The sequence below is a fragment of the Prescottella defluvii genome (assembly GCF_000738775.1).
Taxonomy (GTDB): domain Bacteria; phylum Actinomycetota; class Actinomycetes; order Mycobacteriales; family Mycobacteriaceae; genus Prescottella; species Prescottella defluvii.
The window spans coordinates 23,932-45,295 of sequence record NZ_JPOC01000052.1 but is presented as its reverse complement, the minus strand read 5'-3'; the positions used below and the strand labels follow the sequence as shown (position 1 = coordinate 45,295).

Here is a 21,364-nt window from a genome sequence, read left to right as displayed (position 1 = left end):
CCTGCAGGCCGCCGAACCGCTGCGACGGCGCCCCCGGCCACCGGCCCGGGGGGCGCCGTCGGCGCGCGGCTCCTGGCCGACCCGGCCCTGGCGCGGCGCGCCGCCCACCGACCCCCCCGCGGGCCGCTGCTCGGCGCGCCGGCCCCGGCCCGGGCCGGCCTGCCCGCCGCGCCCCTGCCGCTGACCGCCCTGCCGCTGACCACCGTTGCCCTGGCCGCCCTGGCCGCCCTGGCCGCCCTGACGTGGTCCGTTGGGGCGCTGCCCACCGCGCGGTCCACTGGTGGCACCGACCTCGTCGTCGAGGCGCAGTGTCAGTCCGATGCGCTGGCGTTCGACGTCCACCTCGAGCACCTTGACCTTGACGACGTCGCCGGACTTGACGACCTCGCGCGGGTCGCTGACGAACGTGCGCGACATCGCGGACACGTGTACCAGGCCGTCCTGGTGCACGCCGACGTCGACGAACGCGCCGAACGCGGCGACGTTGGTGACGACGCCCTCGAGCACCATGCCCGGCTTCAGGTGCGCGACCTTCTCGATGCCGGCGGCGAACGTCGCGGTCTTGAACTCGGGGCGCGGGTCGCGGCCCGGCTTGTCGAGTTCGGCGATGATGTCGGTGACGGTCGGGAGGCCGAACTTCTCGTCGACGAAGTCCGCCGCCGTCAGCTTCTGCAGGACGGCGGTGTTGCCGACCAACTCCCCCACCGCAGATCCGGAGGCCTGCACGATCCGGCGAACCACGGGGTACGCCTCGGGGTGCACGCTGGACCCGTCGAGCGGGTCGTCGCCGCCGCGGATCCGCAGGAAGCCGGCGCACTGCTCGAACGCCTTCGGCCCGAGACGCGGCACGTCCTTGAGGCCCTTGCGGCTGCGGAACGGGCCGTTCTGGTCGCGGAACGCGACGATGCTCTCGGCGAGCGAGCCGGCGATGCCCGACACCCTCGACAGCAGCGGCACCGAGGCGGTGTTGACGTCGACGCCGACCGCGTTGACGGCGTCCTCGACGACCGCCCCCAGCGAGCGGGCGAGCATCGTCTCGGACACGTCGTGCTGGTACTGGCCGACGCCGATCGACTTGGGGTCGATCTTCACCAGTTCGGCCAGCGGATCCTGCAGCCGCCGCGCGATCGACACCGCACCGCGGATCGAGACGTCCAGGTCGGGCAGTTCCTGCGATCCGTACGCCGACGCCGAGTACACCGACGCGCCCGCCTCCGAGACCATCACCTTCGTCAGGCCGGCCTCGGGGAACTTCGAGATCAGCTCGGCGGCAAGTGCATCCGTCTCCCGTGATGCGGTGCCGTTGCCGATCGCGACCAGTTCGACGCCATGCTTGGCGGCGAGCGCGGCCAGCGTGGCGAGGGACTGGTCCCACTTGTTGTGGGGCTGGTGCGGGTAGATGGTGTCGTGCGCGACGACCTTGCCGGTGGCGTCGACGACCGCGACCTTGGTGCCGGTGCGGAAGCCGGGGTCCAGGCCCATCGTGGCTCGGGTACCGGCCGGCGCGGCGAGCAGCAGGTCCTTGAGGTTGGCCGCGAAGACGTCGACGGCGTCCTTCTCCGCGGACTGACGCAGCCGCATCCGGGTGTCGATGCCGAGGGTGACGAGCATCTTCGTCTTCCACGCCCACCGGACGGTGTCGAGCAGCCAGCGGTCCGCCGGACGGCCTCGGTCGGCGATCTCGAACCGGCGGGCGATCCGGCCCTCGTAGACGCTGGTCTCCCCCGGCTCGAGCGGCTCGCGGTCCGACGCGAGCGTCAGCGACAGGATCTCTTCTTTCTCGCCGCGGAGCATCGCGAGGATGCGGTGCGAGGGCAGCTTCTCGAACGGCTCGGAGAACTCGAAGTAGTCCGCGAACTTGGCGCCCTCGGACTCCTTGCCCTTGCGGACCGACGACTCGACCTGCCCGCGGGTCCACATCATCTCGCGCAGCTCACCGACCAGGTCGGCGTCCTCCGCGAATCGTTCGACGAGGATCGCCCGCGCGCCGTCGAGCTGCTCGGCGTCGTACCCGGCGGGATCGACGGTCGGGTCACCGATCAGCGCGTCGGCCACCGGCTCGTGCCCGGCCTCGCGCGCGATCTGCGCCTTGGTGCGCCGCTTGGGCTTGTACGGCAGGTAGATGTCCTCGAGGCGCGCCTTGGTGTCGGCGAGCATGATCTGCTGCTCGAGTGCCGCGTCGAGCTTGTCCTGGGAGCGGATCGATTCCAGGATCGCGCCCCGCCGGTCGTCGAGTTCGCGCAGGTAACGCAGCCGTTCCTCGAGCTGGCGCAGCTGCGCGTCGTCGAGGCCGCCGGTGACCTCCTTGCGATAGCGGGCGATGAAGGGAACCGTGGCTCCGCCGTCGAGGAGGTCGACGGCCGCGGCGACCTGACCCTCCCGGACGTCGAGTTCGTCGGCGATGCGCTGGTTCACGGATTTGAGTGCATGGGGAGCAACCGTCACGGCGATCGACCCTACCGCTAGCCTGTCCGAGGCGTCGGCCGTGAGCCCGGCGAACCGATCTGGGGAGGAACCGGTGGCAGGACGGGCGCGACGCCTGGGCGGAGTGTGCCTCGCGGTGGGAGTGCTCGCCTCGTGCGCGGCGCAGACGATGGGCGATGTCGTCCCCGACAGCCGGCACACGGCCGTGCGGGAGGTCACCACCGATCCCGGACCGCAGCCCGTCACGCTCGAGGCTCGGATCTCGAAGGCCGTCGCCGACGCCGCCGGCCGCGGTGCCGATCTCACCCTGGCGCTGCTGGACCGCTTCGAGGGCCGCTACGTCTCCTTCGCCGACACCGAACCGTTCGCGACCGCGTCCGTCGCGAAACTGTTCATCGCCGACGACCTCCTCTACCGCGAAACCGCCGACGACCTGCAGCTGTCCGACGACGAGCACGCGCTCGTGGCTCGGATGCTCGAGGACTCCGACGACGACGCCGCGAACCAGCTGTGGAACGAGTACGGCGCGTCCGAACTGGTACAGGACGTCGTGTCCCGGTACGGACTTCCGGCGACGTCGGTGCCCTACGACGACAACTGGTGGAACACCGAGACCACGGCCGCCGACCTGGTCGGCTACTACTCCGCGGTGCTCGACGGCCGTGGCGGGCTCGACGCACCGCACCGTGACGAGTTGCTCGGCTACCTGCGCAATTCGAATCCGATCGCGGCGGACGGCTACGACCAGCGATTCGGCATCCCCGACGGCCTCGCCGACGAGACCGCGAAGGCCGTCAAGCAGGGCTGGATGTGTTGTGTCGGCGATCGCTGGACGCACCTGTCGACCGGGGTCGTCGGCGCCGACGACCGCTACGTGCTGGTGCTGCTGTCCCGCGAGGACCTGGACTACGGCGACGAGGACGTCGACTACTACCCGGACACCTCGCTGACCGCGGCCGTGGACGACGTCAGCGCCGCGCACGCCCGCGAGACGATCACCGCCGCCGCCCGAACCCTGTTCCCGCAGCGGCGGATCGACTAGCCGGCGCCCGCAGCGAGGGACTCCCCGTCACCCCGCGATTTGCGCACTTGTCGCGAGTTCGCCGCGGGGTTTCCCGCGAAAAGTGCGCGAAACGCGAAATCAGGGAAGGAGATCGGGCCGACGCTCGGCCGTACGCTGCAGCGACTGTGCCCGACGCCAGGCCGCGACCTTGGCGTGATCGCCGGACAGCAGGACCGGGGGGACGTCGAGTCCGCGCCAGCTGACCGGACGCGTGTAGCTGGGCCCCTCGAGCAGGCCGTCGGAGAACGAATCCTCTTGGTGCGACTGCTGATTGCCGAGAACTCCGGGCAGCAGCCGGACGACGGCCTCGACCATGACGAGAACCGCGGCCTCGCCACCGATCAGGACGTAGTCGCCGATCGAGACCTCTTCGACCCGCACCCGTCGGGCCGCGTCGTCGAACACCCGCTGGTCGATGCCCTCGTAGCGGCCGCACGCGAAGACCAGGTGCTTCTCCTGGGCCAAGCGGTGCGCGGTGGCCTGCGTGAACGGCACGCCCGCGGGGGTGGGGACGACGAGCAGCGCCTCGGTGTCGGGTTCACCGTCGTCGTCGGTGAGGACCTCGTCGAGGGCGTCGCCCCACACGGTCGGCTTCATGACCATGCCGGGCCCGCCGCCGTACGGGGAGTCGTCGACGGCCTTGTGCACGTCGTGGGTCCAGCGCCGCAGGTCGTGGACGCCGACGGAGATGAGTCCCTTGTCGATCGCCTTGCCGAGCAGCGCCGCGCGGAGCGGCTCGAGGTATTCGGGAAAGATCGTGACTACGTCGAGACGCACGGCGGTTCGGTCACTCCTCGTTGCGGCTGTCGCCGAAGTCGGGATCCAGCAGGCCCTCGGGCGGATCGATCTCGATGACGCCGTCGGCGATCGAGATGGTCGGCACGATGGCCGTGACGAACGGGACGAGCAACTCGCCCGACGTCTGCCCGGTCCGGCGGATGGACAGCAATTCGCCTGCGGCGGAATGCAATACCTCGATCACGGTACCCACCGGCGTGCCGGCGTCGGGGCGTCCGGCGGCGATCCGCACGGCCAGGCCCTCGAGTTCGTGATCGTAGAACTCGTCCGGGTCGTCGGACGGGGTGAGGTCGGCGGTGTCGATCAGGAACAGCGTGCCGCGCAACTCGTCGGCGGCGGTGCGATCGGCGACGCCGTGCAGGCGCAGCAGAAGCCGCCCGGAGTGTTCCCGGGCGGCTTCCACCGTGAAGGTGCGCAGCTTCTGCTCGCGAGGCTTGCGGCCACGCAGTTCGGCGCCGACGGCGAACCGCTCGCCGGGTTCGTCGGTGCGAACCTCGACGACCAGCTCACCCTTGATGCCGTGCGACTTGGCGATGCGGCCGATGACGAGCTCCACTGCCGTCCTACTGATCGGTGTCGACGACGTCGACGCGGATCCCACGGCCCCCGATACCGGAGACCAGGGTCCGCAGCGCGGTCGCAGTACGACCACTGCGACCGATCACCTTACCGAGATCGTCGGGGTGCACATGCACCTCGACAGTGCGTCCCCGACGCCCCGTGATCAGCTCGACGCTAACGTCGTCGGGGTTGGCGACGATCCCACGGACGAGATGCTCCACGGCATCGGCGACAACGGCGCTCATTACTCGGCAGCCTCGGTGGACTCGGCGGCAGGAGCCTCAGCCTCTGCGTCCTTGGCGGCCTTCTTCTTCTTGGGGGTGATGGCCTCGGCGGCCGGCTCGTTCTCGGCCTGTGCCAGCGCAGCCTGGAACAGCTCCAGCTTCGACGGCTTGGCTTCCTTGGTCTTCAGGGTGCCCTCGGCGCCCGGCAGGCCCTTGAACTTCTGCCAGTCACCGGTGATCTTCAGCAGGTTCTCGACCGGCTCGGTCGGCTGCGCGCCGACACCCAGCCAGTACTGAGCGCGCTCGGAATCGATCTCGATCAGCGAGGGCTCTTCCTTGGGGTGGTACTTGCCGATGGTCTCGATCGCACGGCCGTTGCGGCGGGTGCGAGAGTCCGCGACGATGATCCGGTACTGCGGGTTGCGGATCTTGCCGAGGCGGGTGAGCTTGATCTTGACAGCCATCGCTGCGTATCTCCTTCAGTGCGCACACCAGTGCACACGTGTCACGTGCAATTCGGCGACCTGCCAGGGCGGCGGGTCCGGTTTTGCCTCTCTCGTGTGACCGTCGCGCGGTACGTAACCGGATGCGACGAACAGCGGTTGATTCTGCCAGATCCCGGCGAGTGAGCGAAATGCGGGCCGACCGAGCCCGCAGGGGGTGGACGTCGGGCACCGTCCGGGTGACGAGGACCACCGGGCACCCCTACGGGGAGGGCCCCCACCTCGGGTACCTTCGATGTGTGGCCAGAACTGTTCGAAATCGACGCCCCGCACTGATCGTGTTGGTGATCGTCGCGGCCGCCGGATGCCTCGCGCTCGGGTGGTGGCAGTGGACCCGATTCGAGGCGGTCGGCGGCAACGGCCAGAACCTCGGCTACGCGTTCCAGTGGCCGCTGTTCGCAGCATTCGTCGTGTACGCGTACCGCCGCTTCGTCCACCTCGAGGACGGTGGCGCCGAGGCGGCCGCGAAGGCCGCCGAGGATGCACCGACCGACGTCCCCGAGGGACTGCTGCCGGAACGCCCGAAGGTGCAGACGGCGTCCGACGACCTCGACGATCCCGAGTCTCGGCAGATGCTCGAGTACAACGATTACCTCGCCGGGCTCTCTGCTCGCGAGCCCGATAGGAGCGACAAGTGAGCGGCGGCCCCCACGAGACCACCCCACAGCAGTCCACCGCGCCGGCGTCGGCGCCCCCCGTGCAGGGCGACAAGAAGATCGCGGGCGCGCTCCTGCGCTACCGGGTGCTCGCGTACGCGACCGGCATCTGGCTGCTCGTGCTCACCGCCGAGATGGTGGCGAAGTACATCTTCAGCGTCGACAACCTGCCGACCTGGATCGCGATCGTGCACGGCTGGGTCTACTTCGTGTACCTGATCCTCACGATGGACCTCGCGGTGAAGGTCCGCTGGCCCGCGAGCCGCACCATCGGCACCCTGCTCGCCGGCACCGTCCCGTTCCTGTCGTTCTTCATCGAGCACCAGCGCACGGTCCAGGTCAAGCGCGACTTCGGCGTCTGATCCCACCCGCACACGACGAAGGGCCCGTCCACCAGGACGGGCCCTTCGTGCATTCCTATCCGCGTGCGAGTCGCGCGAGGGCCGGCACCAGCTGGGCCAGCGCTCGGCCGCGGTGCGAGGCCGCGTCCTTCTCCTGCGGTGACAGCTCGGCCGAGGTCCGCTGCTCGCCCTCGGGTTCGAAGACGGGGTCGTAGCCGAATCCGTTGCCGCCGCGCGGCTCCCGGACGATCCGTCCGCGCCACTCCCCCCGCACCACGACCGGGTCCGAGCCCGGGATCGCCAGGGCGCACGCCGACACGAACGCCGCGCCCCGACGCTCGTCCGGCGTGTCCGACAGCTGTGCCAGCAGCAGCGCGGTGTTGGCGTCGTCGTTGCCGTGGGTGCCACTCCAGCGGGCCGAGAGCACGCCGGGCATCGCGTTGAGTGCATCGACCTCGAGGCCGGAGTCGTCGGCGACGCACGGCAACCCGGTGGCGGCGGCGCCGTCGAGCGCCTTGACGAGCGCGTTGTCCTCGAACGTCGCGCCGGTCTCCGGGGTCTCCGGGAAGGCGGGTACCTCGTCGAGGCCGATCACCTCGAGGCCGTCGATGCCGGCGGCCTCGAGTACCCTGCGCAGCTCACCGAGCTTCTTGGCGTTGCGGCTGGCGACCAGGATCTTGCCGGTCACGGCGCTCAACTGCCGAACGCCTTCTTCTTCGGCTCGGCCGGCTCGGGCAGCACGCCCGGGTACGGCTCGGCCAATGCGGCCTGCTGGATCTCGAACAGTTGCTCGCAGCCGGCGAGCGCGGAGTCGAGCAGCTTGTCGAGGGTCGAGCGCGGGAACGTGGCGCCCTCGCCGGTGCCCTGGATCTCGACCAGGGTGCCGGTGTCGGTCGCGACGACGTTCATGTCGACCTCGGCGCGCGAGTCTTCCTCGTACGGCAGGTCCAGTCGGACGCGGCCGTCGACGACACCGACGCTGACGGCGGCGATGGCGCACGAGATGGGCTGCGGGTCCGCGAGGCGTCCGGCCGCGCGCAGGTAGGTCACCGCGTCGACGAGCGCGACGTACGCGCCGGTGATGGCCGCGGTGCGGGTGCCGCCGTCGGCCTGGATGACGTCGCAGTCGATCGCGATGGTGTTCTCGCCGATGGCGGCCAGGTCGATGCATGCGCGCAGCGACCGTCCGACGAGGCGGCTGATCTCCTGGGTGCGCCCGCCGACCTTGCCCTTGACCGATTCGCGGCCGCTGCGGGTGTGTGTGGCGGCCGGGAGCATCGCGTACTCGGCGGTGAGCCAGCCCAGCCCCGAACCCCGGCGCCAGCGCGGCACGCCCTCCTCGACGCTCGCGGTGCACATCACCCGGGTGTTGCCGAACTCGACCAGCACCGAACCCGCCGGATGGTTGGTGAATCCCCGCGTGATCCGAACCTCGCGGAGCTGATCGTCGGTCCTACCGTCTTCTCGTGTCGTCACATTCGGAGAGCCTAGTCGGGGTCAGACGGTGTAGACGTCCCCGGCCGACACCGCGTGCACCGGGCCGGAGAATTCGGCCTTGGCCTCGGCGATGACGTCCTCGCGGGACGTCCACGGCGGGATGTGGGTGAGCAACAGCTCGCCGACCCCGGCACGGGCCGCGATCTGGCCGGCCTCGGTACCGGACAGGTGAATTCCCTCGGGTCGGTCGGCGCTGTGCGTCCACGACGCCTCCGACAGCAGCACGTCCGCTCCCCGTGCCAGATCCACGACGGACTCGCACATGCCGGTGTCACCCGTGTAGACGAGGACCCGGCCGGTCCCGCTGGTCACCCGGAACCCGTACGCCTCGGGCGGATGGTTGACCCGGCGTGCCTGCACGGTGATCTCGCCGATCTCGGCGACATGGCCGTCGGACCAGCTGCGCAGATCGATCGTGTCGGAGATGTCGTCGATCTCGCCGCCGCACTCGGCGGACGCGACGCCGATGCGGCACGCGCTGTCCGTCGGGCCGTAGACGAGGGCTCGACCGGCCGGCGGAGTCGGGTGATAGCGACGCCACACGAGCAGACCCGGCATGTCGAGGCAGTGGTCGGCGTGGAGGTGCGACAGCAGGATCGTGGCCTCGCCGGGATCGGCGTACCGCTGCAGGGCACCGAGCACGCCGGGGCCGAAATCCATCACCACCGGCGGGGTGTTCGGGGCCGTCACGAGGTAGCCCGAAGCAGCCGAGTCTGGTCCGGAGACGCTGCCCGAACATCCCAGGACCGTAATGCGCATGCAAACTATGCTGCCACGACCACCACGCTCTCAAAAAGCTTCGGGCACTTTCGGCTGCGTGAACTCACATCTGCGGCCGGATTGTGATCCCTCGGCGTACCCACCGGACGTGTGATCGTCGAGGCAGGTGCGCGCAGGTCCACGACTGTTCTAGATGCGTGGCAACTGGATCCCGGACGGGCCGCCCGTCGGCGCCGCGGCCCGACGCCTGCGTGTGTCGGACGAGAGCACCCACGCCGCGACGACGCCGCCGATCGCGCCGAACAGGTGCCCCTGCCACGAGATCCCGTACTGCCCGGGCAGTACGCCCCACAGCATGCCGCCGTAGACGAACAGCACCACCACCCCGAGCAGGATCTGCCCGACACTGCGGGTGAAGATGCCCCGCACCAGCAGGTAGGTGAGCCAGCCGAACACCAGGACCGACGCGCCGAGATGCGCACCGGCACCGCCGGTGAGCCACGTGCCGACCCCGCCGATCACCCAGATGATCCCGGTCGCGGCGAGTCCGCGGCCGATCCCCGACATCAGCACCAGGAACCCGAGGATCAGCAGCGGGACCGTGTTGGCCAGCAGGTGCCCCCAGCCGTAGTGCAGCATCGGCGCGAACAGGATCCCCCACAGGCCGTCGAGCGTGCGCGGTTCGATGCCCCACTGGTCCAGCGGATTGTCGGACGCGACCGTGTCGAACGCCTCCAGCACGTACAGGACGACCGCGAACCCACCGATCGTCATCGCCGCCCGCTGCCACAGCGGGCGCTGCGCGCTCGTCGTCGTCACGGATAGATCCCCTGCACTGCCCACCTGGACTCCTCCGATACGCGTTCGACTCGCCACCGAGCCTACCGAGCGATGCGGGGACATCGAGGCACGAACGCCTTGGCGCCACCGCCCGTCACCGATCCCAATCAGCCGATCAAACCTCAATCAATCAATTGATTGACACACTCGCCCGTGCGGCTTATGTTGTGATCCGCGTCATACAGAACGCAGCAGAGCCGGCATCCGAAAAGGTCACGCCCGGTGTATTTCTCGCTGCCCCATTCCCTACTCACACCGATCAGGGGTAGAAGCATGACTCAGCGCAGGCACCGAGCTCGACGCCTTCTCGCAGTCGCACTCGCCGGAACCGCCATGGCGGTCACCGCGTGCAGCAGCGGCAGCTCCTCCGCCACGAGCGGGTCCACCGCGACCGGAAGCGGCGAGTACGACCGAACCGCGGCACTCACCGTCTCCGTCCCGTCGCCCTCGACGATTCTGGACCCGGCACTGCAGAACAACATCGGGCAGAACGTGTACACGTTCCTCATCTACGACGCCCTCACCCAGCTCGACGCCGACTACAACGTCAAGCCCATGCTCGCGACCGCATGGACGTTCGCACCGGACGGATCCTCGCTGGATCTCACGCTTCGCGACGACGTGAAGTTCCACGACGGCACGCCGTTCGACGGCGCCGCCGTCAAGGCCAACATCGAGCGCGGCAAGTCGCTGCCCGGCAGCACGATCGCGGCGCAGCTCACGCCGATCACCGCCGTCGACGTCGTCGGTCCGACCGCGGTCCGACTGATGCTCGAACCCGGCCAGGGTGCGTCGTTGCCGGCACTGTTCGCACTGAATGCAGGCATGATGGTGAGCCCGAAGGCCCTCACCGAGCGCGCTTCCGAGCTGGCCACCAATCCCGGCAACGCCGGCTCCGGCGCGTACCTGCCGACCAAGGTCAATCCCGGTGTCGAGGTCGACTTCGAGAAGGCCGCCGACTACTGGGACCCGGACGCCGGTTTCCTGCAGGGCCTGAAGATCCAGTACAGCGCCGACACCGCCGCTCGCCTCAACGGTGTCCGGACAGGCGCCCTCGACCTGGCGCAGATCGCCGGATCGACGCCGGTGCAGGAGGCGAAGGCACTGGTCGCTCAGGGTGCCATCGCGGGCGACACCGTCCCCCAGCTGTCGATCCAGGGGCTGCTGTTCAACTCGGCCCGCGGCGATCTCACCAAGCCCGAGGTGCGTCAGGCGATCGCGCACGCGATCGACAAGGACGCCCTCGTCAAGGGTCTCTTCTCCGGCAACGCGCGGCCGGCCGATCAGTTCTACCCGGAGGGCTTCTGGGCCCACAGCGACAGCCTGACGAATCCGTATCCGTTCGACGCGGGCAAGGCGAAGGAGCTCGTGACCCGCGCGGGCGGAGCGGCCGTGACGATCAGCGCCGCTGCCGGTTCCACCAATCAGGTCGTCGCCGAGGCCGTTCAGGCCCAACTCGAAGCGGTCGGAATCGACGCAACGGTCGAGATGCTGCCGCAGGCCCAGATCGACGGCGCATTCATGGCCGGCGATCTGCAGACGCAGGCCAACAGTGTTCAGCCGCAGGCGGATCCCGCGGTGACGGTCACGAACTATGTGACCTCCGGCTACAAGATCGCGGCCGGCGACGAGCAGGTTCAGGCGCTCTCCCGCGATGCCGCCGACCCGCGTAAGTCCGAGGCCGAGCGGGCCGCGCTGTACAGCCAGATCTGGCAGGTTCTGGCCGACGACGCCTACTGGTTGCCGATCCTGCGAAGCGAGCAGGTCTGGGCGAAGTCGAAGGGCGTCACCAACGTCGACACGCTGCCGTGGATCCGATCCGGGTTCCCGAACCTGCGGACACTCGCGGTCGCCGGCTGATCGCCGCCCTCGCACCGCCCGTCCCATCCTGAAGGGAGAACCCATTGCTCCGGTTCGCAGCACGTCGCCTGCTGATGGCGATTCCACTGCTCCTGGTCGTCTCGTTCGTGGTTTTCGTCCTGATCGATCTTGCGCCCGGCGATCCGGCGGTGACCCTGGCCGGCGAGAATCCGACTCCGGCGCAGGTGGAGCAGATCCGCGAGCAACTACGCCTCGACGACTCCCTGCCCGAGCGCTACGCGGTGTGGCTGGCCCACGCGGTGCAGGGCGATCTCGGCCAGTCGTTCGTCAACGGTCAGTCGGTCGCCGAGATGGTGGGCGACCGCCTGACCGTGACCCTGTCCCTCGTCCTGGTGGCCATGATCCTCACGTTGGTCATCGGCCCGTTGGCCGGACTGGCCGCCGCAGCGCGACCGGGGGCGGTGGTCGATCGGATGATCACCGCACTCGCGTCGGCAGCTATCGCAGTTCCACCCTTCTGGCTCGGGTTGATCCTCGTCGTGGTGCTGGCCGTCAATCTGGGTTGGCTCCCGGCACTGGGCTACGAACCGCTCGCCGAAGGGTTCGGGCCGTGGATCTCGCACCTGATACTTCCCGCGATCGCGCTGGCCATGCTGCCGATGGCGGAGGTCGCCCTGCAGTTGAAGACCTCGCTCGCGGATGTCCTCGGCCGCGACTACATCCTCAATGCGGAGGCCAAGGGGCTCAGCGTCACCCAGGTCAGGATCAAGCACGCAGCGAAGAACGCCGCGGTGCCTGTCGTCACCGTCCTCGGGTCTCGGTTCGCGCAGATGATCGGCGGCACAGTGGCAATCGAAACGGTGTTCGGTCTGGCAGGTCTGGGGACCCTGGCGGTGAACAGCGTCCTCGGCCGCGACATCCCGGTGCTGCTCGGACTGGTCGTACTGACGACCGCGATCGTGCTCGTCGTCAATCTGCTCGTCGACATCTCCTACGGCTACTTCAACCCGAAGGTGCGCGCATGACAACCGTCCACGAAGCCTCACCCGTTCCCATCGCCAGGCGCCGCACCGGTCCGGTGCGCGCATTCGCGACGGCGTTCGCGTCCCGCCGGCTCGCCTTGGCCGCGATGGTATTCCTGCTCCTGCTCGGGGCCGTCGCAGTTTTCGCGCCCGCGCTGGCGCCCTTCTCCCCCGACGCTCAGGATCTCCTCGGACGGCTGCAGTCACCGAACGGAACCCACTGGCTCGGCACCGACGACTTCGGGCGGGACGTGCTGAGCCGATTGATCTTCGGCGCCCGGGTGTCGTTGCGCGCCGCTGCGATCGCGGTGTGCGTCGGACTCGTCCTGGGCCTGCCGGCGGGTGTGTTCGCGGGGTTCCGCGGCGGCAGGATCGATGCATTCCTGGCCCGCGCCTACGACGGTTTGATGAGCGTGCCCGGGCTGATCCTCGCACTGACCCTCGTCGCGATTCTCGGCCCCGGGCTGACCAACGCGATGATTGCGGTCGGTGTCATTCTCGCGCCCCCGTTCTTCCGGGTCGCCCGTGCCGCAACCCAGGACGTCCGGCAGGAGACCTACATCGAGGCGGCGATGGCGCTGGGGTGCTCGGGTCCCCGCACCGTCCTGCGCCACGTCCTGCCGAATGTGCTGCCGTCGGTGATCGTCCAGATGTCGGTGGCCCTGGGTATCGGGGTGAGCGCCGAAGCGAGCCTCAGCTTCCTCGGCCTCGGCGTCCAACCACCCACGGCCAGTTGGGGTTCGATGCTGACGACGGCCAGCCAGACCATCTCGGTCGCCCCCTATCTGGTATGGCCGCCCGGAGTGATGATCTTCCTCACCGTGCTCGCGTTCGCGTTCGTCGGCGAGGGTCTGCAAGCGGCGCTGGGACGCCGGCGATCGGGAGGTTCGCATGCGTGACGCACTGACCATGAAGCCTCTTCTCGAGGTCCGCGATCTCACAGTCGAGTTCGACGTGGGTGGCCGTTGGGTGCCGGCCGTACAGGACGTGTCGCTGAGAGTCGGTCGCGGAGAGACGGTGGCCCTCGTCGGAGAATCCGGTTCGGGCAAGACCGTGACCGCAATGGCCGTGCTCGGACTCACCGAACGGCGCGGAGGCCGGGTGGCGGGCGGGTCGATCCGGCTCGACGGCCGCGAGCTGGTGGGTCTGCCGGAGCGGGAACTTCGCGGGGTCCGCGGCAATCAGGTCGGCATGATCTTCCAGCAGCCGATCCGCAGCCTCAACCCGGCATACACGGTCGGCGAACAGATCGCCGAGAACATCCGGGCGCACCTCGGTTTGGACCGCAAGGCCGCGTGGGCCCGCACCGTCGAACTGCTCGAGATGGTGCACATTCCCGACGCCGCCCGGCGCGCACGGGACTACCCACACACGTTCAGCGGCGGAATGGCCCAGCGAATCATGATCGCATCAGCGGTCGCGTGTGACCCGCAGATGATCATCGCCGACGAACCGACGACGGCGCTCGATGTCACGGTCCAGGCGCGAATTCTGCAGTTGCTCCGCGAGATCCAGGAGCGGACCGGAGTCGCGGTCCTGTTCATCAGCCACGATCTGGGCGTCGTCGCCGAGATCGCGGACCGGGTTGTCGTGATGTATGCGGGCGAGGTCGCCGAGCAGGGCACGTGCGAGGAGGTCTTCTTCGATCCACTGCACCCCTACACCTCGGGGCTGCTGGGATCGATCCCGACCGTCGGCAACGGGCGAACACTGCACACGATCGCGGGACGTATCCCCGCGCCCGGTGAATGGTCGGAGGGCTGCCGGTTCGAGGTCCGCTGCCCCCATGCACTCGCCGGTGTCTGCGACACCCGACATCCGACGACTGCCGCACGCGCCGACGGTCGGGTGGTGCGGTGTTCGCGAGTGGAGGAACTGGTCTTGGAAGGAGTGGGGCGCCCGTGACCGCACTGTTGGAAGTCACCGGTCTACGGAAGACGTTCGGCGCGCGTCGGGGATTGGTCGGTGCGGGCAAGTCCGCTGCACCCGCCGTCCACGACGTCACATTCACGATCGAAGCCGGACGCTCCCTCGCGCTCGTCGGCGAATCGGGTGCCGGCAAGTCGACCGTCGGGCGCCTGGTCCTGCGTCTCATCGAGCCGGATGCGGGCACGATCCTCTTCGACGGGGTGGACGTCCGCGCATTGGGGAGCCGCGAGCTTCGCGGGCTCCGACGACGCATGCAGATGATCTTCCAGGATCCCTTCAGCGCGCTCGATCCGCGGATGAGCATCGCCGAGGCCGTCGCGGAACCATTGGCCATCCATCATCGACTGGGCCGAGCCGAGCGGGACCGCCGCGCCGCCGCGCTCCTCGACAAGGTCGGGATCGGCCCGCGCTACCTGGAGCGGTTCCCGGCGGAGCTGTCCGGCGGCCAGTTGCAGCGGGTTGCGATCGCACGGGCACTCACCGTCGAACCCGCGCTGATCGTGTGTGACGAGCCGGTCGCTGCCCTCGATGTATCGGTGCAGGCGCAGGTGCTCAACCTGATGCAGGAACTGCAGGACGAACTCGGGCTGTCCTACCTGTTCATCACCCACGACCTGGCGCTCGTCGAAGTGATCGCGGATCGGGTCGCCGTCATGTCGGCGGGCACGATCGTCGAGGAGGGCGCGGTGAGCGAGGTCTTTGCGAATCCGGGCCAGGAGTACACCCGGGAACTGCTGTCCGCGATCCCGATTCCGGTCCCGCGGTCGGCACGGATTGCGACGGTCTGATCCCGTCGGCGGTCGGGTCCGCTCAGCGGCCGGACCCGAACGCCGACGGGAACACGTCCCGGTAGCTCGGGATCCCGGCGACCGTGGTGGCCGACAGGATCGCGTCGACGATCGCCCGTTGCACGCACTCGGCGGCAGCGGTGCACACCGCGTCGAGGATCGGCAGTTCCGCGGGGAAGGCCGCGGGCACTCCGTCCGGCAACGGTGTCTCGTGGGTGCCGGTGGCGAGCGCGAAGATCGTGTCGCCGTCGAGCGGTGAATGTGCGGGCCGGATGGCACGGGCCAGGCCGTCGTGCCCCGCGACCGCCACCCGCCGGCAGGCGGCCTTGGACAGCGGTGCGTCCGTCGCGACGACACCGATGGTGGTGTTGAGGACCGTCGTCTTCGGCCCCGACGCGTTCGCGGCGGCGAGATCACCGGGCGACGGCAGCCGCATCCCGCGGCGTTCGGCGTCGGCGAGCGAGAGCCCCCACGGCAGGCCGGTGTCGGGGTCCCACACCGAACCGACCGGGTTGGCGACCATGAGCGCGGCGACGGTGACACCGTCGGCCGGGCCGCCCTCGATCACCGAACTGGCGGTGCCGACACCGCCCTTGATGACGCCCGCGCGGGCCCCGGTCCCGGCCCCGACACTGCCGGTGGCGACGGTGCCGGACGCGCGGGCCGCCGCGCGGTGCCCGAAGTCGGCGGTGGGCCGGATGTTCCAATTGCCGACGGGGAGGTCGAAGATGACCGCGCCCGGCACGATCGGGACGACCTGTCCGGGCGCGCCCATCGGGATTCCGTGGTCGTGTTCCTCGAGCCATCGCATGACCCCGTCGGCCGCGGCGAGGCCGTAGGCGCTGCCACCGCTCAGCAGGACGGCGTGCACCTGCTGCACCGAATGGCTGGGGTCGAGCAGGTCGGTCTCGCGGGTGCCGGGGCCACCGCCGCGCACGTCGACGCCGGCCGTCGCGCCGGACGGCACCAGCACGACGGTGCATCCGGTCGCGGCGCCGTCACCGAGCGTCGCATCGGGGTCGAGCACGTGATCGTGACCGACGAGCACGCCGGCGACGTCGCACAGCGAGTTCGACGCCCCCGACGTCGTCACGACAGCAGCGCCTGGACGAGGGAGTCCTGCATCCACGTCAGCCAGTGGTAGACGTCCAGGTGCGGGGCCCGCGGATCGTCTTCCTCGAGTTCGTCGGGGGTGTCGGCGTCGATGCCGAGGTTGGTGCCCAGCGCCAGCCGGACGTCGTTGAGCGCGGCCAGCCACGCGTCGGCCTGCTCGGGGGTGATGACGATGCGGCCGCCCTCGGCGGGCACCGTCTTCAGGACCACGGATCCGGCGGCGATCTTCTCGTCGATGATCTCCGGTTCGTGGAGGCTGCGCAGGGCGCTGTTGACGTTGTCGCGCTCGGGGTCTTCGGGCCGGTCGGGGTCGACACGCTGGAAGTCGGGCAACAGTCGGGCGAGGACCTCGTCGGACGGCGTTTCACTGTTGCCGGTCCGTAGGCCGGTCAGCGCGGCCAGTTCGTCCGTCGGCGCCGAGGCGGCCCGCTCCTCGAGCAGTCCGGACACCGACGTCACCAGGGACCTCAGCACCGCCGCCTCGTGGGCGTCCATCTCCGAACGCAGTTTCAGGCCGCCGAGTGAGTTCTTCCTGGTCCAAGTCCGCACGTCTGTACCCGGGATCCTTACGGTCGAGAGGGATGAATGGTGTCTAGGTGTCGTCGCGCTGCATCGTGGCCCACAACCCGGCCGCATGCAGCTTGCGCACGTCGTTCTCGACCTTGTCGCGCGAACCGCTCGACACGACGGCCTTGCCTTCCTTGTGGACCTGCATCATCAGGTCCGTCGCCTTGGCTTTGCTGTAGCCGAACAGCTTCTGGAAGATGTACGTCACGTAGTGCATGAGGTTGACGGGATCGTCCCAGACCAAGGTCACCCACGGACGGTCCTGGGCCTCGGTCGTCTCCTCGACTTCCGCTTCGGCCGGTGAGACCTGGGGCGCTGCGGCGGGCATCTTGCCGACCGGCACTGCGGTCGGGAATGTCGTTGTGGAACTCGGCGCCATGGGTCCAGGGTACGGCGTGGCTCCGGAACCCGACACCCGCGCCCGCCACCCGAATCGTAAAGTTGGGCCCGTGGCAATCGTTTCCCCAGAGAGCACCACGCGACGTCGCAGCACGGCCCTCTTCACCGATCAGTACGAACTGACGATGCTCGAGGCGGCCCTCGGCGACGGCTCGGCGCACCGGCGCTGCAGCTTCGAGGTCTTCGCCCGGCGCCTGCCCGACGGACGCCGGTACGGCGTCGTCGGCGGTACGAGCCGAGTCCTGGAGGCGTTGGCGCACTTCCGGTTCGGCGAACCCGAACTCGACGTCGTCTCCCGCTTCCTCGACCGCTCCACCGTCGACTGGCTGCGCGACTTCCGGTTCTCCGGTGACATCGACGGCTACCGCGAGGGCGAGCTGTACTTCCCCGGGTCGCCGATCCTGTCGGTGCGGGGCACGTTCGCCGAATGTGTCCTACTCGAGACCATGGTGTTGTCGATCCTCAACCACGACAGCGCGATCGCGTCGGCGGCCGCGCGCATGGTCGGCGCCGCCGACGGCCGGCGGTTGATCGAGATGGGGTCGCGGCGCGCGCACGAGGAGTCGGCGGTGGCGTGCGCCCGGGCGGCGTACCTCGCGGGGTTCGACGCGACGTCCAATCTCGAGGCGGTGCGCCGGCACGGGGTGCCGGGCGCGGGCACCAGCGCACACGCGTTCACGCTGCTGCACACGAAGGACGGTGTCCCCGACGAGGTGGCCGCGTTCCGCGCCCAGGTGGCAGCGCTGGGAGTGGGAACGACGCTGCTGGTCGACACGTACGACATCACCCGTGGTGTCGAGAATGCGGTGGCCGCGGCGGGCACCGGTCTCGGTGGCGTGCGGATCGACTCCGGCGATCTGGGCGTGATCGCCCGTCAGGTCCGCGGGCAACTGGACGGGCTCGGCGCGACGGGCACCCGGATCGTGGTATCGGGCGATCTCGACGAGTATTCGATCGCGGCCCTGCGCGCAGAACCGGTCGACGCGTACGGCGTCGGGACCTCGCTCGTGACCGGATCCGGGGCCCCGACGGCGGGCATGGTCTACAAGCTCGTCGAGGTCGACGGCATCCCCGTGGAGAAGCGCAGCAGTCACAAGCAGTCACGCGGCGGCACCAAGCGTGCGGTGCGGCTGAGCCGACCGTCCGGCACGGTCGTCGAGGAGGTGCTGTTCCGCGCGGATGCGCCGACGCCGGACACCGGCGGCCTGGAGGCACGGGAACTGCTCGTCCCGATGGTGCGCGGCGGCGGGATCCTCGACGGTCTGCCGACGCTCGAGGATTCCCGTGCGTTGCTCGCGCGCAACCTCGTGAGCCTGCCGTGGGAGGGTCTCAAGCTCTCGCACGGCGATCCGGCCGTGCCGACACGGTTCACCGGAGCGGGGTGGCAGCCGTGACCGGGCGGGCGCTCGTCGTCGTCGACGTCCAGAACGACTTCTGCGAGGGCGGTTCGCTCGCCGTCGCGGGCGGCGCGGCGGTGGCCGCCGACGTCAACGTCCTCTTCGCCGGGCAGGGATACGCCGCGATCGTCGCGACCCGGGACCACCACGTCGATCCCGGACCGCACTTCGCGGAGCACCCGGACTTCGTCGACACGTGGCCGCCGCACTGTGTGGCCGGGACGCCGGGCGCCGAGTTCCATCCGGCACTCGAGACCGGGCCGATCGAGGAGGTCTTCTCGAAGGGCGAGTACAGCGCCGCGTACTCGGGCTTCGAGGGCGTCTCGCCGTCGGGCGAGTCCCTCGCCGACTGGCTCCGCGTCCACGACATCGATGCCGTGGACGTCGTGGGCATCGCGACCGACCACTGCGTCCGCGCGACCGCGCTGGACGCGGCCACCGCGGGTTTCCGCACCCGGGTGCTGCTCCCCTTCACCGCCGGCGTCTCCCCCGTCACGGTGAAAACCGCGCTGACCGAGATGGCGGCGGCGGGGATCGAACTCGTCGGGCAGGTCGCCGACCGGAGTTGACGGTGCCGGGCAGTACCCTGTTGCGGTGTCCCGTGAGCTGCCGAACGTGCCCGATCTCCTCAAGCTCGCGGTCCGCTCCCTCGGCGGCAAGGAACGCCAGAACCAGCTGACGATGGCGTCCGCGGTCGCGCATTCGATCGACACCGGCGAACACCTCGCCGTGCAGGCCGGCACCGGAACCGGCAAGTCGCTCGCGTACCTCGTGCCCAGCGTCCGGCACGCGGTCGAGTCGGGGCGGACCGTCGTCGTCTCGACGGCGACCATCGCCCTGCAGCGCCAGCTGGTGGATCGCGACATGCCCCGCCTCGCGGAGGCGTTGAAGCCTGCCCTGGGGCGCCTGCCCCGGTTCGCGATCCTCAAGGGCCGTGGCAACTACCTGTGCATGAACAAGATCCACACGGGGATGTCGCAGGACGATCCGCCGGAGGCGGAGCTGTTCGACGCGTTCGCGATCTCGCGGCTGGGCCGCGAGGTGCAGCGGCTCACCAAGTGGTCGTCGGACACCGAGACCGGGGACCGTGACGACCTGGTGCCCGGCGTGAGCGATCAGGCGTGGCGGCAGGTCAGTGTCAGCGCCCGCGAGTGCCTCGGCAAGTCCCGTTGCCCCGTCGGTGAGGACTGCTTCGCCGAGCGCGCCCGCGCGGAGGCCGCGCAGGTGGACGTCGTCGTCACCAACCACGCGATGCTCGCGATCGACGCGATCTCCGGGATCGCGGTGCTGCCCGAGCACGACGTCGTCGTGATCGACGAGGCCCACGAGCTGGTCGACCGGGTCACCGGGGTCGCGACGGCGGAACTGGCGTCGTCGGCGATCAGCGCCGCCGCCCGCCGCGCCGTCAAGCTCGTCGAGGAGCAGGACGTCGACCGGGTCGAGGCATCCGCCGAGGGCTGGGCGGATCTGATCGAACAGTTGCCGGCGGGGCGCTGGGACGCGTTGCCCGACGGTGTCGGGATGGCGCTGGCGGCGATCCGTGATGCCGCGTGGACCGTCAGGTCGGCGATCGGTCCCGCCAAGCCCGGTATGGCCGCCGCCGATCCGGAGGCCGCGGCGGCGCGCAATGCCGCGCTGTCGGCGATCGACGAGATCCACGACAGCGCCGTCCGCGTGCTCACCGCGTTCGACGAACCCGACCCGGCCAAACGCAAGGACGTCGTGTGGCTGGCGGTCGACGAGAACCGCGGCAACGTCCGACGGGTCGTGCGGATGGCGCCGCTGTCGGTCGGCGGTCTGCTGCGGGCGAGCCTGTTCGCGGAGTCGACGGTGGTGTTGACGTCGGCGACCCTCACGGTCGGCGGTTCGTTCGACGGGCTCGCCGTCAACTGGGGTCTGCCGCCGGAGTCACCGGCGCGCAGCGACACCGGGACCGCGACCGGCAAGGAGGCGCCGTCCGATGCCGGTCCGCTGCGCTGGAATTCGCTGGACGTCGGCTCGCCGTTCGATCATGCGAAGGCCGGCATCATGTACGTCGCCCGGCACCTGCCGCCGCCGGGGCGGGACGGGTTGTCCCCCGCCTTCATGGACGAGATCGCCGAACTGGTGACCGCGGCCGGCGGCCGCACGCTGGGACTGTTCTCGTCGATGCGGGCGGCGAAGGCCGCGGCCGAGGAGATGCGCGAGCGCCTCGACGTCCCGATCCTGTGCCAGGGCGACGACGCGACCGGCACCCTGGTGAAGAAGTTCGCCGAGGACGAGGCGACGACGTTGTTCGGGACGCTGTCGCTGTGGCAGGGCGTCGATGTGCCCGGGCCGTCGCTGAGTCTGGTGATCCTCGACCGGATCCCGTTCCCGCGGCCGGACGACCCGCTGCTCATCGCCCGCCAGCAGGCCGTGGAGTCGCGGGGCGGCAACGGCTTCCTCGCGGTCGCCGCGAATCACGCCGCGCTGCTGCTCGCGCAGGGCGTGGGCCGACTGCTGCGCAGCACGGACGACAAGGGTGTGATCGCGGTCCTGGACTCGCGTCTGGCGACGGCCCGCTACGGCGGCTACCTGCGGGCGTCGTTGCCGCCGTTCTGGGAGACCGCAGACCCCCAGGTGGTGCGGAAGGCGCTCGCCAGGATCGCGGCGTCCCGACCGTCGAGCTGACGCCGGGCTGTCCCCGAAACCCGGCCGGGCCGGTGCCGGGCGTCCTATG

23 protein-coding genes are annotated in these 21,364 nt (G+C 69.8%); 11 read left to right on the top strand and 12 right to left on the bottom strand.

The window, feature by feature from the left end; translation table 11 throughout:
* The coding region (locus IJ15_RS0118645) for a Tex family protein (protein ID WP_231569583.1) at positions 1-2,445 on the bottom strand (2,445 nt) is incomplete at its 3' end.
* 73 nt (positions 2,446-2,518) lie between these two features.
* Between IJ15_RS0118645 and IJ15_RS0118640 the strand changes: the two genes are divergently transcribed.
* Positions 2,519-3,466 carry a class A beta-lactamase-related serine hydrolase gene (locus IJ15_RS0118640; protein WP_231569582.1) on the top strand — a complete coding sequence of 316 codons (948 nt, stop codon included), beginning with the start codon at positions 2,519-2,521 and terminating at the stop codon, positions 3,464-3,466.
* A gap of 99 nt (positions 3,467-3,565) precedes the next feature.
* Here IJ15_RS0118640 and trmD read toward each other — a convergent pair whose 3' ends face one another.
* Genes trmD through rpsP form a run of 4 tightly spaced genes read right to left on the bottom strand, consistent with a single transcriptional unit; the run spans position 3,566 to position 5,534 of the window.
* Entirely contained in the window at positions 3,566-4,264 is a 699-nt protein-coding gene (gene trmD, locus IJ15_RS0118635; protein WP_031939863.1) for a tRNA (guanosine(37)-N1)-methyltransferase TrmD, read from the bottom strand.
* 10 nt (positions 4,265-4,274) lie between these two features.
* Entirely contained in the window at positions 4,275-4,841 is a 567-nt protein-coding gene (gene rimM / locus IJ15_RS0118630) for a ribosome maturation factor RimM (RefSeq protein WP_031939862.1), read from the bottom strand.
* Between the two features lie 7 nt (positions 4,842-4,848).
* Entirely contained in the window at positions 4,849-5,091 is a 243-nt protein-coding gene (locus IJ15_RS0118625) for an RNA-binding protein (protein ID WP_031939861.1), read from the bottom strand.
* Complete coding sequence (rpsP, locus tag IJ15_RS0118620) at positions 5,091-5,534, bottom strand: 30S ribosomal protein S16 (RefSeq protein WP_031939860.1); 444 nt, start codon at positions 5,532-5,534, stop codon at positions 5,091-5,093. Before rpsP ends, IJ15_RS0118625 begins: the two co-directional genes overlap by 1 nt.
* Before the next feature lie 278 nt (positions 5,535-5,812).
* Between rpsP and IJ15_RS0118615 the strand changes: the two genes are divergently transcribed.
* The gene (locus tag IJ15_RS0118615) at positions 5,813-6,211 is read left to right on the top strand and encodes a glucitol operon activator (protein ID WP_031939859.1); all 399 of its coding nucleotides are present in this window, start codon (positions 5,813-5,815) and stop codon (positions 6,209-6,211) included.
* Between the two features lie 59 nt (positions 6,212-6,270).
* The gene (locus tag IJ15_RS0118610) at positions 6,271-6,591 is read left to right on the top strand and encodes a DUF3817 domain-containing protein (protein ID WP_231569586.1); all 321 of its coding nucleotides are present in this window, start codon (positions 6,271-6,273) and stop codon (positions 6,589-6,591) included.
* Between the two features lie 55 nt (positions 6,592-6,646).
* Here the strand turns inward: IJ15_RS0118610 and rdgB are convergent, their stop codons facing one another.
* The 4 genes from rdgB to IJ15_RS0118590 all read right to left on the bottom strand — a co-directional run bounded on the left by rdgB (position 6,647) and on the right by IJ15_RS0118590 (position 9,690).
* Entirely contained in the window at positions 6,647-7,258 is a 612-nt protein-coding gene (gene rdgB, locus IJ15_RS0118605; protein ID WP_031939857.1) for an RdgB/HAM1 family non-canonical purine NTP pyrophosphatase, read from the bottom strand.
* Positions 7,259-7,263: 5 nt separating this feature from the next.
* Positions 7,264-8,046 carry a ribonuclease PH gene (rph, locus tag IJ15_RS0118600; RefSeq protein ID WP_031939856.1) on the bottom strand — a complete coding sequence of 261 codons (783 nt, stop codon included), beginning with the start codon at positions 8,044-8,046 and terminating at the stop codon, positions 7,264-7,266.
* Between the two features lie 21 nt (positions 8,047-8,067).
* Positions 8,068-8,826, bottom strand: coding sequence for a cyclic nucleotide-degrading phosphodiesterase (locus tag IJ15_RS0118595; RefSeq protein ID WP_031939855.1), 759 nt, complete (start codon positions 8,824-8,826; stop codon positions 8,068-8,070).
* Between the two features lie 150 nt (positions 8,827-8,976).
* The gene (locus tag IJ15_RS0118590; RefSeq protein WP_197059860.1) at positions 8,977-9,690 is read right to left on the bottom strand and encodes a rhomboid family intramembrane serine protease; all 714 of its coding nucleotides are present in this window, start codon (positions 9,688-9,690) and stop codon (positions 8,977-8,979) included.
* 210 nt (positions 9,691-9,900) lie between these two features.
* On the opposite strand from IJ15_RS0118590, the gene IJ15_RS0118585 reads away from it, so the two are divergent.
* Genes IJ15_RS0118585 through IJ15_RS0118565 form a run of 5 tightly spaced genes read left to right on the top strand, consistent with a single transcriptional unit; the run spans position 9,901 to position 15,187 of the window.
* The gene (locus IJ15_RS0118585; RefSeq protein WP_031939853.1) at positions 9,901-11,487 is read left to right on the top strand and encodes an ABC transporter substrate-binding protein; all 1,587 of its coding nucleotides are present in this window, start codon (positions 9,901-9,903) and stop codon (positions 11,485-11,487) included.
* A 44-nt stretch (positions 11,488-11,531) separates the two neighbouring features.
* Positions 11,532-12,473 carry an ABC transporter permease gene (locus tag IJ15_RS0118580; RefSeq protein WP_031939852.1) on the top strand — a complete coding sequence of 314 codons (942 nt, stop codon included), beginning with the start codon at positions 11,532-11,534 and terminating at the stop codon, positions 12,471-12,473.
* Positions 12,470-13,369, top strand: a complete 900-nt coding sequence (locus IJ15_RS0118575; RefSeq protein ID WP_081880807.1) for an ABC transporter permease — start codon at positions 12,470-12,472, stop codon at positions 13,367-13,369. The genes IJ15_RS0118580 and IJ15_RS0118575 overlap by 4 nt, the downstream gene beginning before the upstream one ends.
* Entirely contained in the window at positions 13,362-14,375 is a 1,014-nt protein-coding gene (locus IJ15_RS0118570) for an ABC transporter ATP-binding protein (protein WP_031939850.1), read from the top strand. Before IJ15_RS0118575 ends, IJ15_RS0118570 begins: the two co-directional genes overlap by 8 nt.
* Positions 14,372-15,187 carry an ATP-binding cassette domain-containing protein gene (locus IJ15_RS0118565; protein WP_031939849.1) on the top strand — a complete coding sequence of 272 codons (816 nt, stop codon included), beginning with the start codon at positions 14,372-14,374 and terminating at the stop codon, positions 15,185-15,187. The genes IJ15_RS0118570 and IJ15_RS0118565 overlap by 4 nt, the downstream gene beginning before the upstream one ends.
* Before the next feature lie 22 nt (positions 15,188-15,209).
* On the opposite strand, the gene IJ15_RS0118560 is transcribed toward IJ15_RS0118565, so the two are convergent.
* The 3 genes from IJ15_RS0118560 to clpS are packed head-to-tail and all read right to left on the bottom strand — an operon-like array spanning position 15,210 to position 17,246.
* Positions 15,210-16,280 carry a P1 family peptidase gene (locus tag IJ15_RS0118560; RefSeq protein WP_031939848.1) on the bottom strand — a complete coding sequence of 357 codons (1,071 nt, stop codon included), beginning with the start codon at positions 16,278-16,280 and terminating at the stop codon, positions 15,210-15,212.
* Positions 16,277-16,849, bottom strand: coding sequence for an oxidative stress transcriptional regulator AosR (aosR, locus tag IJ15_RS0118555; protein ID WP_031939847.1), 573 nt, complete (start codon positions 16,847-16,849; stop codon positions 16,277-16,279). The genes IJ15_RS0118560 and aosR overlap by 4 nt, the downstream gene beginning before the upstream one ends.
* A gap of 43 nt (positions 16,850-16,892) precedes the next feature.
* The gene (gene clpS, locus IJ15_RS0118550) at positions 16,893-17,246 is read right to left on the bottom strand and encodes an ATP-dependent Clp protease adapter ClpS (protein WP_031939846.1); all 354 of its coding nucleotides are present in this window, start codon (positions 17,244-17,246) and stop codon (positions 16,893-16,895) included.
* A 70-nt stretch (positions 17,247-17,316) separates the two neighbouring features.
* Between clpS and IJ15_RS0118545 the strand changes: the two genes are divergently transcribed.
* The 3 genes from IJ15_RS0118545 to IJ15_RS0118535 are packed head-to-tail and all read left to right on the top strand — an operon-like array spanning position 17,317 to position 21,315.
* Complete coding sequence (locus IJ15_RS0118545; protein WP_031939845.1) at positions 17,317-18,660, top strand: nicotinate phosphoribosyltransferase; 1,344 nt, start codon at positions 17,317-17,319, stop codon at positions 18,658-18,660.
* Positions 18,657-19,232, top strand: coding sequence for an isochorismatase family protein (locus tag IJ15_RS0118540; RefSeq protein WP_031939844.1), 576 nt, complete (start codon positions 18,657-18,659; stop codon positions 19,230-19,232). Before IJ15_RS0118545 ends, IJ15_RS0118540 begins: the two co-directional genes overlap by 4 nt.
* A 25-nt stretch (positions 19,233-19,257) precedes the next feature.
* Complete coding sequence (locus tag IJ15_RS0118535; protein ID WP_031939843.1) at positions 19,258-21,315, top strand: ATP-dependent DNA helicase; 2,058 nt, start codon at positions 19,258-19,260, stop codon at positions 21,313-21,315.
* Positions 21,316-21,364: the final 49 nt, after the last annotated feature.